The organism is Pseudoflavonifractor sp. MSJ-37 (assembly GCF_018917965.1).
Classification (GTDB): domain Bacteria; phylum Bacillota; class Clostridia; order Oscillospirales; family Oscillospiraceae; genus Pseudoflavonifractor_A.
In genome coordinates this window covers 70,624-82,779 of the sequence record NZ_JAHLPP010000006.1, presented here as the reverse complement: position 1 = coordinate 82,779, position 12,156 = coordinate 70,624, and the positions used below count along the sequence as shown (strand labels likewise).

Annotated in this window: 11 protein-coding genes and 3 tRNA genes; 10 read left to right on the top strand and 4 right to left on the bottom strand. The window is 64.4% G+C overall.

Features of this window, described 5'->3' with window-relative positions:
• The first annotated feature begins 12 nt into the window (after window positions 1-12).
• Window positions 13-726, top strand: coding sequence for a cyclase family protein (locus tag KQI12_RS11155; protein WP_216573393.1), 714 nt, complete (start codon window positions 13-15; stop codon window positions 724-726).
• 173 nt (window positions 727-899) lie between these two features.
• Here KQI12_RS11155 and KQI12_RS11150 read toward each other — a convergent pair whose 3' ends face one another.
• Complete coding sequence (locus tag KQI12_RS11150) at window positions 900-1,589, bottom strand: stalk domain-containing protein (RefSeq protein WP_216573391.1); 690 nt, start codon at window positions 1,587-1,589, stop codon at window positions 900-902.
• Window positions 1,590-2,058: 469 nt separating this feature from the next.
• On the opposite strand from KQI12_RS11150, the gene KQI12_RS11145 reads away from it, so the two are divergent.
• Window positions 2,059-3,837 (top strand): sensor histidine kinase, encoded by a 1,779-nt coding sequence (locus KQI12_RS11145; RefSeq protein WP_216573389.1) that lies wholly within the window; start codon window positions 2,059-2,061, stop codon window positions 3,835-3,837.
• Window positions 3,812-5,416 carry a response regulator gene (locus KQI12_RS11140; RefSeq protein WP_216573387.1) on the top strand — a complete coding sequence of 535 codons (1,605 nt, stop codon included), beginning with the start codon at window positions 3,812-3,814 and terminating at the stop codon, window positions 5,414-5,416. Before KQI12_RS11145 ends, KQI12_RS11140 begins: the two co-directional genes overlap by 26 nt.
• 6 nt (window positions 5,417-5,422) lie before the next feature.
• On the opposite strand, the gene KQI12_RS11135 is transcribed toward KQI12_RS11140, so the two are convergent.
• Window positions 5,423-5,932, bottom strand: a complete 510-nt coding sequence (locus KQI12_RS11135; protein WP_216573385.1) for a cob(I)yrinic acid a,c-diamide adenosyltransferase — start codon at window positions 5,930-5,932, stop codon at window positions 5,423-5,425.
• 143 nt (window positions 5,933-6,075) lie between these two features.
• Between KQI12_RS11135 and KQI12_RS11130 the strand changes: the two genes are divergently transcribed.
• Window positions 6,076-6,738, top strand: coding sequence for a DUF6198 family protein (locus KQI12_RS11130; RefSeq protein ID WP_216573383.1), 663 nt, complete (start codon window positions 6,076-6,078; stop codon window positions 6,736-6,738).
• Between the two features lie 84 nt (window positions 6,739-6,822).
• On the opposite strand, the gene asnA is transcribed toward KQI12_RS11130, so the two are convergent.
• Complete coding sequence (asnA, locus tag KQI12_RS11125; protein ID WP_216573381.1) at window positions 6,823-7,839, bottom strand: aspartate--ammonia ligase; 1,017 nt, start codon at window positions 7,837-7,839, stop codon at window positions 6,823-6,825.
• Between the two features lie 306 nt (window positions 7,840-8,145).
• Here asnA and KQI12_RS11120 point away from each other — a divergent pair, with 306 nt between their 5' ends.
• The 5 genes from KQI12_RS11120 to KQI12_RS11100 all read left to right on the top strand — a co-directional run bounded on the left by KQI12_RS11120 (window position 8,146) and on the right by KQI12_RS11100 (window position 9,871).
• Entirely contained in the window at window positions 8,146-8,646 is a 501-nt protein-coding gene (locus tag KQI12_RS11120; RefSeq protein WP_216573380.1) for a sigma-70 family RNA polymerase sigma factor, read from the top strand.
• On the top strand, window positions 8,639-9,490 hold the full coding sequence (locus tag KQI12_RS11115) for a DUF3298 and DUF4163 domain-containing protein (RefSeq protein ID WP_216573378.1): 852 nt from the start codon (window positions 8,639-8,641) through the stop codon (window positions 9,488-9,490). Before KQI12_RS11120 ends, KQI12_RS11115 begins: the two co-directional genes overlap by 8 nt.
• A 96-nt stretch (window positions 9,491-9,586) precedes the next feature.
• Window positions 9,587-9,663: transfer RNA gene (locus KQI12_RS11110), tRNA-Met, on the top strand.
• 27 nt (window positions 9,664-9,690) lie between these two features.
• A tRNA-Glu gene (locus tag KQI12_RS11105) sits at window positions 9,691-9,765 on the top strand.
• Window positions 9,766-9,794: 29 nt separating this feature from the next.
• Window positions 9,795-9,871: transfer RNA gene (locus KQI12_RS11100), tRNA-Val, on the top strand.
• Between the two features lie 97 nt (window positions 9,872-9,968).
• Here the strand turns inward: KQI12_RS11100 and KQI12_RS11095 are convergent.
• A complete protein-coding gene (locus KQI12_RS11095; RefSeq protein WP_216573376.1) occupies window positions 9,969-11,243 on the bottom strand; it encodes a serine dehydratase subunit alpha family protein in 1,275 nt (424 codons plus the stop codon).
• A 299-nt stretch (window positions 11,244-11,542) separates the two neighbouring features.
• Here KQI12_RS11095 and KQI12_RS11090 point away from each other — a divergent pair, with 299 nt between their 5' ends.
• Window positions 11,543-12,091 carry an inorganic diphosphatase gene (locus KQI12_RS11090; RefSeq protein ID WP_216573374.1) on the top strand — a complete coding sequence of 183 codons (549 nt, stop codon included), beginning with the start codon at window positions 11,543-11,545 and terminating at the stop codon, window positions 12,089-12,091.
• Window positions 12,092-12,156 lie beyond the last annotated feature (65 nt).

Here is a 12,156-nt window from a genome sequence, read left to right as displayed (position 1 = left end):
GAGGAGCTTGTCATGAGTCTGGAAAAACTGTGTGAAGCCCTGAGCGATATGGAAGTGGTGGAGCTGGGCCAGTACCTGGAGGAGAATATGCCCACCCATCCCACCCACTCTAAGTTCTATAAGGTCCGCTGGCATGGGATCCATCTGGGCGACGTGTGCAACGACTTCCAACTGATCCTGAACGAGCACAACGGCACCCATGTGGACTCCTTCGGACACTATATCGACAAGCCCGGCTACGAGTTCATCGACCAGGTGCCTCTGGCCAAGATCTGCGGCCCGGCGGTGACGGTGGACGCCACCTTCCTGAAGGACCGGGAGACCATCGAGAAGGAGCATCTGCTGGCCTGGGAGGAACAGCACGGCCCCATCCGAAAGGGGGACGCGGTCCTCTTCGACTTCGGCTGGATGAAGTACTGGGACGTGCGCCCCAACGAGAGCCGCTTCTGCCACGACTATCCCGGCGTGGGCGCCACGGCGGCCCAGTACCTGCTGGAGAAGGGCGTGCGCATGGTGGGCGTGGACACCCTGGGCGTGGACAAGGACGGCGCGGACAACGATCCGGCCCACCACATCCTCCTGTCCAACAAGATCCCCATCGTGGAGAACCTGCGCAATCTGGACAAGCTGCACGACGTGCGGGGCTGGTTCATCGCCCTGCCCCTGCTGATCCGGGACGGCTCCGCCTCCCCGGTGCGGCCCGTCATGCTGATCGACAAGCAGTGACCGATCCCGGAAAAACCGAGAGCGCGTACCGCCCGAACGGCGGTACGCGCTCTTTTGCGCGCTGATGAGTGGAGGGAACAGGGCAGTCCGTTCCTCCGGCCATTTCTGGACGAAAAAGGGTCCTTCCGGCCGCTGACGACCGGAAGGACCCTCTCTTTGCTTTTTGCGGGAGCTTACTGGAACATCATGTTGCCGAGGCCGATGCATGAACCGCTTGTTACGATTTTCATCTGGAGCCCATGATTCAGGGGGACCGTGATCTTCCGAGGAAGGGCTTCCCCTTCCACCGTGTAGCTGGCCACCCGTACATCGTCCACATAGAAGGTCACTTCGGCATTGTTGCCCCAATCATCGATAGACCCGAGGTCCAGAGTCAGGCTGTTATAGGCACCGTTCAGATTGAATAAAGCATATTCATCGCTGATAGCGGAAAACGCCCTGAGTCCATTCCCGTACTCGTTTCCGCCCATCTTCATCGTGTCGGCACCTGTGTACGTGTACATAAAGCCCGATTTCTGATACGGCTGGCAGACATCCTCCATCCGGTAGCTCCCGGTGGTCATGGGAGAGCTTCCGATGTAGGCCCGCTTGGTGTTGCCGTCGTAGTTGACGGCCTTGCCCAGGGCCTGGCTCACGGCCCGGAGAGGGATGTAGGTGGTGCCGTTGTAGACGAAGGTCTCCACGCTCTTGCCGTTGGCGTCCTTGGGGTCCAGACGGACTCCGTCCACGAAGATCTCGATGCCCTGCAGAACGTCGATCTTCTTGCTGGTCAGCGCCGCCGCCCCCGCGGGGACAGCTACGCCGAGGGCCAGGGTCGCCACGAGGACCCCGGCCGCGAAATCGCGCGCCCGGTGCAGTTTCATGTCAGGTTCCTCCTCTTTTTATTCTGTTGTTCCATCCCGGCGGGTGCGGGGGAGAGGGCCGGATGCCCGGCCCTCCGCCGCGCGCGGGATGGAAAACAAAAACGCCATGCAGGGGATCCCCTACACGGCGCAAGAGGCGGACCTCGAATGCACACAGAGCGCACGCTCAAAAACGGCGCCTCGGAGGCCTTGTAAAAGGTCCCGGGATACCGTATAATTGATGTGCGGCGCGGCCTTGGCCGCAGTGTAGGTGGTGTTCTCACCTGCGCAGGCGCGCTGGAGGGTAGGATCTCCGGCGCGCTGCCGCATTTTTGTTTTCCATGACCATCATAGCACAGTTTTTGCCGGGTTTCAACCGGTTTTCGAATGTTCGCGGGCGGAGCGGCGGGGCCGCCCGCTTCCATCCTCGACAGTCCTCTGCGCAAAGGAGATGATCCCCATGCGGACGCCCGGCCGCGTTTTTTCCGACTTGAAGATCCGGCAGAAGATCCTGCTCTTCGGCATCGTGTCCATGGTCCTGCTCTGCTCCGTGTTCGTGCTGTTCTACGGGGTGGTGGCCTCCCACACGGTGCTGGACCGGGCGGAGGAGGACATGGGGGACGAGCTGGACCAGATCGCCGTGTTCCTGGACGATGTGGATCTGGCCATCAGCTGCCGCCTGCGCCATCTGGGCACCAGCATCACCATCCAGCAGACCATGGACATCGCGGCGCAGGGCGGGCGGCAGGCCCGGTCCTGGTCGGCGGACGCCCTGCTGAAGGACATCTGCCTCACCGACCAGATCCAGTCCGTCGCCCTCTATACCATGGACGGCCGGTTCGTGATCGGGAGCGACTCAGAGGCCAACGAGATCCAGCGCCCCTCCAGGGCGGTGCTGGAGGCGGTCTGCCGGTCGGAGGGGAACTACTGGCACGACGACGCCTCTTATGACACCGCCCGCACGGACCAGCTGGCGGTGTACCATCTGATCCGGACCCGGGAGGACGCCCCGCCGATCGGCATCGTCCGGGCCCAGGTCAGCCGCTCCGCCCTGACCGACCTCTACGGCTACATGGGCCGGAGCGGCCGTTCCGACGTGTACCTGTTCACAGCGAAGGGCAATCTGGTCCTGCCCATAGAGGCCGACGTGTCCGTCCTCCGCCCCGCCCGGAGCGCCTTCGAGGCCGACGCGGCGGGGCAGGCCCGGAGGACCTACACCGACCGGGGGGAGCAGTATCTGGTCCGCACCCAGACGCTGGAGCGGTACGGCCTGGTGCTGGTGGACATCGCACCCTACAGCCGGATCATGCAGGAGGTCCAGATGATGCAGGGCACGATCCTGGCGCTGGCGATCGCCTGTGTCCTGGTGTATATGCTCTTCTTCTCCGCCATGGGCGAGTCCCTGTCCCGGCCGATCCTGGCTCTGTCCGCCCGGATGCGGGAGGTGGGCGGCGGCCGTCTGGACCTGCGGTGCAACAGCGACAGCGGGGACGAGATCGGTGAGCTCTCCCGGAGCTTCGACCGGATGCTGGACCAGCTCCAGGACCTGATGGCGGAGAACGAGGCCTCGGAGCAGAAGCGCCACGAGCTGGAGCTGATCTCCCTCCAGACCCAGATCACGCCCCACTTCCTCTATAACTCTCTGGACAGCGTCAGCGCGCTGGTCCAGATGGGAGAGGACGAGGCGGCCTTCCAGATGTCTCAGGCCCTGAGCCGGTTCTACCGGGGGGTGCTCAGCGACGGCCGGTGCGTGATCCGGGTGTCCGAGGAACTCCAGATGATCGAGAGCTATCTGAAGGTCCAGTCCCAGCGCTATCGGGACGGCTTCGACTACACGGTGGATGTGGACCCGGCCCTGCTGGACGCCAGCATCGTGAAGCTCACCCTCCAGCCGCTGGTGGAGAACGCCATCTACCACGGCATCCGGGCGGTCCGCCGCCGGGGCCTGCTGACCATCACCGGCCGGGTGGAGGCAGGCGGGGACATGGTCCTCTCGGTCCGGGACAACGGAAAGGGCATCGATACCGCCGCGGAGGAGGCCGCCCGGGAGGCCGTGGCCTCCGGCCGGCGGGGGAAGGGCGACCTGATCCTCCACCGGAAGGGATACGGGATGTACAACGCGGACCAGCGCATCAAGCTCTACTTCGGAGCCGGCTACGGCCTGCGGGTGAGCTCCGCGCCGGGAGAATGGACGCAGGTGGACGTGCATCTGCCTGTGTGCCCCTATAAGGAGTACCAGCAAAATGATCTCAGTTCTGATCGTCGATGACGAATATCTGCTCCGGAGCCTGATCCGGCGCTCCATCCCCTGGGCTCAGGTGGGCATGGAGCCGGTGGGCGAGGCCGGGGACGGGGAGGAGGCCCTGGACTTCATCCGGGCGCACCATCCTCAGGTGGCTCTGGTGGACATCAATATGCCCATCATGAATGGGCTGGAGCTGGCCCAGAGGGTCCGGGAGGAGAAGCTGGACACCAACATCGTGTTCCTGACCGGCTACCGGGACTTCGAGTACGCCAAGCAGGCCGTGACCTATCAGGCGTTCGACTATCTGCTCAAGCCCCTGTCCGTGGAGGACACGGTGGCGGTGCTGTCCCGGCTCCGGCAGAAGATCGAGCGGGAGCAGACAGTCAGCGCCCATGTGAAGGCGGCGGAGCGGCAGGGGGACAAGGGCCAGCGGCTCCTCCGGGACCGGTTCCTCCACCGGCTGGCCTTCGGCCGCCTGCGCCAGAGCCCGGAGCAGACCGCGCAGGAGCTGGCGGAGCTGGGGGTCACGCTGGAGCCGGAGCATCTGCTGGCTCTGGTGGTGGAGATCGACGTGCCCGGAGAGGAGCGGGACGACGGCCTCTATGTCTACGCGGTGCTCAATATGCTCCGGGAACTGCTGGAGGAGGCCGGAGGCTTCCGGAACGTGACCGGCATCTCCGAGGTGGACGATTGCGCCGTGCTCCTGTGCAACACGGAGCGGGACCCGGAGGAGGCCCTCCGCGGGCCATGGGCCAGCCTGACCGCCGCGGTGGCGGAGCACTTCCCCTTCCGGATCTGCGGCGGCGTGAGCCGGGGCTTCGTGGGCTATGACGGGATCGACCGGGCGGTGCGCTCCGCCATGGACGCTCTGGGCGGGCGGTTCTACCAGACCGGAGACCTGTTCTTCGCGGATTCCGCCGCCGGTACGGCGGGGCTGGGGGTGTTCACCTCTGTGGATCTGGAGAGCCTCCAGCTCTGTGTGGACGCCGGCGAGTGGGAGGAGGGCGCCCGGCTGATCCGGACCGTGTTCGGCCAGATGCGGGAGCAGCGGACCCAGGGGAGCTTCTGCCGGATGGCGGGGCTGGGCCTGCTGGCGATCCTCTACTCCATGGCGGCCAAGCATCAGGTGGACATCACGGTGGTCCAGGGCGAGGGCCGCCCCCTGTCGGAACAGATCGACCAGAGCGCCTCCTGTGATGAGCTGGAGGAGCTCCTGCTGGCCTGCTACGGCCGGCTGACGGAGGCCGTCCAGGGCAGTCGGAAGGTCTCCAAGCTGGTGTCCGCCGCGCTGGACTACATCCGGGAGAACTACTGCTCCAGCGATCTGTCTCTGAAAAAGATCGCGGCCGGGGCGTATGCGGCCCCGGCCTATGTGAGCTCCCTGTTCAAAAAAGAGGTGGGCATGTCGGTGACGGAGTACATCACCATCAGCCGCATGAAGAAGGCCGCGGAGCTGCTGGTCCGGGACCCGGGCCTGAGCCTGACGGCGGTGTCTGAACAGGTGGGCTATACGGACCCCTACTATTTCAGCCGGTGCTTCAAGAAGCACTACGGCGTGACCCCCTCCAAGTTCCTGACCGACCACAGCGGCCGGGAGGAGTGAGGGCCTTCACCACTCCACGCCCTCCCGGGCGGGGATGCCCCGGTCGAAGGGGTGGCGGCGCTTCACCATCTCGGTGATGTAGTCTGCCCGGTCCAGCAGGGGCTGGGGGGGCTCCCGTCCGGTGAGGACCACCTCGGTGTCCGGGGCGAGGCCGTCCAGCAGGAGCAGGACCCGGTCCAAAGGGACCATGCCGCTGTTGAGGGCGGCGCACAGCTCGTCCAACACCAGCAGATCCGCCCCCTCCGCCGCCCGGAAGGCTGCCTCCAGGATGTCCCGCTGGCGGAGGGCCTCGGCGGCGCGCTCCTCCGGCGTCATGCGGAAGGTGAACGTCATGGACGGGGGCGCGGGGATCAGCGCCACGGTGGGCAGGAGGGCCAGCGCGGCCCGTTCGCCGCTCTTGTCGGATTTGAGGAACTGGGCCACGACCGCCCGGCGGCCCCGGCCGGCGGCCCGAAGGACGAGCCCCATGGCGGCGGTGGTCTTGCCCTTGCCATCGCCGCAGTAGATGTGGATCACAGCGGTCGCCTCCTTGGGATGATCGTACAGAGCGGATGGCGGGACGCGGGCCCCAGATCGTGGGATCCGCAGATCGCCATTTTTCGCCAAAAGGAGTAAAGTAAAATGGAATGAACGCACGGAGAGAAAGGTCTGACCGAGCGATGGAAGCGACAGGAGAACGACGAACGACCCTGCGGGGCGAGCTGGCTCTGGCAGTGGCGGTGTGCATCAACAGTCTGGGCGTGGTGCTGATGCTCCACTCCGGCTCCGGCATCTCCGCCGTGACCAGCGTGCCCTACGCCTTCTCCAAGGTGCTCCCGGCCCTGAGTCTGGGGACCTGGACCTATCTGTTCCAGGGACTGCTGGTGCTGACGCTGATGCTCCTGCGGCGGCGGTTCGTGCCGGCGTATCTGTTCAGCTTCGTAGTGGGCTTCTGCTTCGGTGAGCTGGTGGACGTCCATACGCTGTGGGTGGACCGGCTCCCTCAGACGATCACCCTGCGGATCGTGTACTTCTGCGTGAGCTACCTCATCATCTGCTTCGGCATCGCCCTGTCCAACCGGTGCAAGCTGCCGATCACCCCGACGGACCTGTTCCCCCGGGAGCTGGAGGACATCCTGCGTATCCCCTATTCCCGGATCAAGATCGGGTTCGATGTGAGCTGTCTGGCGGTGACGGCCGTCATGGGGCTGTGCTTCCTGGGCCATATCGACGGCCTGGGCATCGGCACCGTGGCGGCGGCCTTCACCATGGGGAAGGTGATCGGCTGGATCGGCGGGAAGATGGACCGGAAGGTCCGCTTCGTATCGGTGCTGGAACACTGAGATCTCCCGATAGAACGATGGCCGTCCCGCAAGGGACGGCCATTTCGCGTCATAAAATAGGCGGGGACGCCGTGTGCCGGCGCCTTACAGCAGGATCACGCCGGCGTCCTGACAGGCCTGGACCGTGGCGGGATCCCACACGCTGGCCTGGACCTCGCCGATGTGGGCCTTGCCCAGCAGGAACATACACAGGCGGGACTGGCCGATGCCGCCGCCGATGGTCAGGGGCAGCTTGCCCTCCAGCAGGAGCTTGTGGAAGGTGAACGTCCGGCGCTCGTCGTGGCCGGAGATGGTGAGCTGGCGGTCCAGAGTGGCGGGATCCACCCGGATGCCCATGGAGGACAGCTCGAAGGCCTGGCCCAGCACGGAGTTCCAGACCAGGATGTCGCCGTTCAGGGTCCAGTCGTCATAGTCGGGGGCGCGGCCGTCATGGGGCTTGCCGGACTTCAGGGCGCCGCCGATCTGCATCAGGAAGGTGATGGGATGCTCCTTCACCCAGGCGTTCTCCCGCTCCTTGGGGGAGAGGTCGGGCCAGCGGTCCTCCAGCTCCTGCGTGGTGACGAAGGAGATCGCACTGTCCATGACGGGCAGGGCGGTGAGCTGGGGGAACACGGACTGGAGGGTGGTCTGGGTCTGGCGCATGGCGTTGACGATGGTGGTGACCGTCTCCTTCAGATAGGTCTCGTTCCGGTCCCGGGGGGCGATGACCTTCTCCCAGTCCCACTGGTCCACATAGACGGAGTGCAGGTTGTCCAGCTCCTCCTCGTCCCGGCGGATGGCGTTCATGTCGGTGTACAGGCCCTCACCCACGGAGAACTGATAGCGGTACAGGGCCATGCGCTTCCACTTAGCCAGGGAGTGGACCACCTGAGCCTCCTTCCCGGCATAGGGGATATCGAAGGAGACCGCCCGCTCCACGCCGTTCAGATCGTCGTTCAGACCGGTGGAGGCCTCCACGAACAGGGGCGCAGAGACCCGGCGCAGATGGAGGGCGCCGCCCAGGGTGTCCTCGAACAGGCGCTTGAGCAGGCCGATGGCCTTCTGAGTATCATACAGGTTGAGGCAGGGGGCGTAGCCGGCCGGGATGACGGTCTTGGACATAAAAACATCTCCTCATCATCAGGGGACAGCGGCTCTCCGCAGCGGGCGGGAGGACGGCGGTCCACCTATCGCTTTTTCGATCTAACGAGGCAGATTATACCCCATGATCCTACTTCTGGCAAGGCAGAGGCCCAAAAAAGTACCGGCAGTCTGAAAACTTTTCCCCGGTCCGATCCGTCTGAAATAGAGAAGAGGACGGAGCCGGGACGGTCCGCCTCCCTCTGCCGCGGGTCCGGATGGGGCTTGTACGATCGGCCTGTCCGGGGCTATAATAGTCTGACTCGACGCGGGAGGAGGGATGATGCCATGGACCGCGTTCAAGAAAACAGCCGTCTGGTGGCGGACTATGCGGTGGCCCATCAGGAGGACCTCTATCGTCTGGCGTACAGCTATGTGAAGGACCGGGACGCCGCTCTGGACGTGGTGCAGGAGAGCATCGCCAAGGCGCTGGCCAAAGCCGGGACCCTGCGGGAGCCGGCCTACCTCAAGACCTGGTTCTGCCGGATCCTGATCAACGAGAGCATGGACTACTTCCGGCGGGGCCAGCGGCTGGTACCTCTGGAGCTGCTGCCCGACCGGGCGGCGGATCCGGGACCGGACCCCGGCGAGCGGCTGGACCTGTACGACGCGGTGGACCGGCTGGGAGAGAAGGAGCGGACGGTGATCCGCCTGCGCTTCTTCGAGGATCTGAAGCTGGAGGAGATCGCCCAGGTGACGGGGGCTAACCTGAACACGGTGAAATCACGGCTCTACAAGGGCCTCAAGAGGCTCAAGACTTGGACTGGGGGGGACTTGGACGATGCATGAAGCATGGGAGCGGGCCAAAGCCTGCTATCAGGATATCCCTATCCCGGAGGAGCTGGATGGGGCCGTATCCGCGGCTCTGGCGGAGGGGAAGCGCCGTCAGGGCCGCCGCCGGGCGGTCCGGCGGGCCTGGAGCGGCGGTCTGGCCGCCTGTGTCTGCTTCTGCCTGCTGGTGAACGGCTCTCCGGCCTTCGCCAGCGCTATGGAGTCCATCCCGGTGCTGGGCCAGCTGGCCCGGGTGGTGACGGTGGAGCATTGGAAGGTCGAGGACCGCCGCCGGGTGATCGATGTGCGGATGCCCGCTCTGGCTGATACGGGGAACACCGAGCTGGAGCGGCGGCTCAACGACGAGATCCGGGCGAAGATCGATGCCATCGTGGCGCAGGCCGAGGAGGAGCAGAAGAACGAGCTGGAGGCCTATCTGGCCACCGGCGGGAAATGGTCGGACTATGAACCGCTGATCCTCGATGTGGACTATGAGGTCAAATGCTCCAGTGAGCAGTATCTCTCCTTCGTGATCACAGCCACCCGGGTCCGGGCCACCTCCTATACAGAACTCTATATCTATGATCTGGACCGGGCCACCGGGGCCGACGTGTCCCTCCGGGACCTGCTGGGGAAGGATTGGAAGGCCCGCTGTGACGCCGCCGTCCGGGCGGGCATCGCCAAGCGGACGGCCGAGGATCCCAAGGCATCCTACTTCACAGAGGAGGGGGGCTTCTCCGGAGTGGGGGACGACCAGAAGTTCTATATCCGGGAGGACGGGACCCCGGTGCTGGTGTTCGAGAAGTATCAGGTGGCCCCGGGCTATATGGGCATCCAGGAGTTTCCAGTGGAGGCGGAGTGAGCCTCCGCCGGCTGCAAAAAAAGTTGAAAAAGTAGTTGACAAACCGGGAGCCAGCCGTTATAATAACTCTTGTCCTGTTTCGGCAGAGGCATCTATGGCGGCATAGCTCAGTTGGCTAGAGCATGCGGTTCATACCCGCAGTGTCCCCGGTTCAAATCCAGGTGCCGCTACCATAGGTCGTCCAGACCTTTATCACGCTTGGCGCGTTGGTCAAGCGGTCAAGACACCGCCCTTTCACGGCGGTAACACGGGTTCGATTCCCGTACGCGTCACCACGACGGGAGAGGAATCGCTCCCGCCAATTGGAGGCTTAGCTCAGCTGGTTAGAGCGCCTGCTTCACACGCAGGAGGTCACTGGTTCGAGTCCAGTAGTCTCCACCATGAGAAAGACACGACGTCGGTCGTGTCTTTCTTTTTTTATGTACAGAGAGGGGGCCTGCCCATGTGGGCAGGCCCCTCCTCTCCTATGGCGGGTCCGTCAGCGTCCCACCATGATATCCAGGATCTCGCTGTCGGTCTGGCGCATGCCCTGACGGGCCAGACGGCCCACGCTGGCGATGGTGTCCTCCACGCCCTTGCGGATGATGCCCTCACCGCCCACGAACTGGTGGCCCCCGTGGAGGTACATCTGGTAGCCCATGAGGCCCGCGTCCACCGCCGCGGCGATCTTAGCGGCGCAGGAGGGTTTGGCGCCGTCGCAGATCATGCCGGAGCAGATCGCCAGCGTGTTGGCGATGGTATGGGCGATCACATCGTACCGGCCGCCCTGGAGATAAGCGATGCCGGTGGCGGCACCGCACCCGGCGCTCACCGCCCCGCAGAAGGCGGAGAGGCGGCCGATGCCGGTCTTTTGGTGGATGGTGATCAGATCGGCCACAGCCAGGGCCCGAAGCAGGTCCTCGTGGCTGGAGCCCAGCTCTTTGGCGTACTCGATCACAGGCAGGGAGGCGGTCATGCCCTGATTGCCGCTGCCCGATACGATCACCACCGGGAGCTCACAGCCGCTCATGCGGGCGTCGGAGCCGGCGGCGGCCGCCGCCCGGGCCCGGACCGTGATGTGGTCCCCGCAGGTATCCAGCAGCATTCGGCCGATCTCAGCCCCCCAACCCCCGGCCATGCCCGCCTGAGAGATGGCCGTGTTGTACTGGATCTGCCGCTCCAGAGTCTCCGCCGCGTCGGCGGGCTCCAAACAGTCGGCGAAGGCCACGATCTCCTCCACGCTGAGGACCGCGCGGTCGGTGTGGGGACCGCCGTCTGCGGCAGAGCCGCCCCGGAAGAGGACCGCCCCGTCCCGAAGGATCTCGGTGATGTTGGTGTGCCGGTCCACGATCTCGCAGGAGGCGCGGTGCCCGCCGCCCTCTGCCGTCACTTTGATGTAGAAGATCTGGTCTCCTTGCGCGGGGACCACCTGGATGGGGCACCGGTCCAAAAGGGCGTGGATCTGGCGGATCTCCTCCTCCGTGACCTGAGAGAGGACCTCCAGATCCAGTTCGGCCCGGCCGGCCGCCAGACCGGCGGCGGCCGCCGCCCCGATGCCCTTGAGACCGCCGGTGTTGGGCACGGTGACGGCCTTCACGTTTTTGATGATGTTGCCGCTGACCTCCACCCGGCAGGACTCCGGCGGCAGGGCCAGAGCCTCCCGGGCCTTGGCGGCGGCCAGAGCCACGGCGATGGGCTCTGTACAGCCCATGGCAGGGATCAGCTCTTCCCTCAGGATGGCGATATACTGGTCATAATGTGGGGTCCGCTCCATATTTGCTTGCCTCCTTTATCGATGGGGCTTTCTCAAACTTCATCATAGCACGTCCTGAGTTCTCCCTCAACCGATCGGGATAGTAGGCAGAACGGGGCTGTTTCCGGTCTGTCCAGCTCTGAAAAGGAAACGCCGCAGTTTTGTATGCTGGACGATGGACCGGGGGGAAAAGGGGCGGCATTTTGTCGATACCTGTCCTTGTTTTTCCCGCTTTGGACCGATATAATAGTAGGGAAACAGTATCATGTATGCGTCTGCGCGGCGCCCAGCGCGGGCAGTTTATGAAGGAGTGAAGCCCAATGTCGAATATTTGGCATGACATCGATCCCCACCGCATCCAGCCGGAGGATTTCGTGGCCGTCATCGAGATCCCTCAGGGGAGCAAGAAGAAGTACGAACTGGATAAGGAGACCGGTCTCATCATCCTGGACCGTGTGCTCTACACCTCCACCCACTATCCGGCCAACTACGGATTCATCCCCCGTACCTACGGCGATGACGGCGATCCTCTGGATGTGCTGGTCCTCTGCTCGGAGGCCATGGATCCTCTGACGCTGGTGCGGTGCTATCCCATCGGCTACATCTCCATGCTGGACGGCGGCAAGCGGGACGAGAAGATCATCGCCATCCCCTTCGCCGATCCCACCTACAATACGTTCAAGGACCTGATGGACCTGCCCGGCCATGTGTTCGACGAGATGGCCCACTTCTTCACGGTCTACAAGGCCTTGGAGGGCAAGGAGACTGTGGCCGGCGACGTGAACGACCGCGCCGCCGCCGTGGAGGTCATCAAGAAGGCCATGGAGCACTACGACGAGTGCTTCGTGGACGGGAAAAAGAAGGACTGAAAAAAGGACCGCGTGCCGAACTGGTTCGGCACGCGGTCTTTGCCTCCGGGGCGCCGATGAGCGGA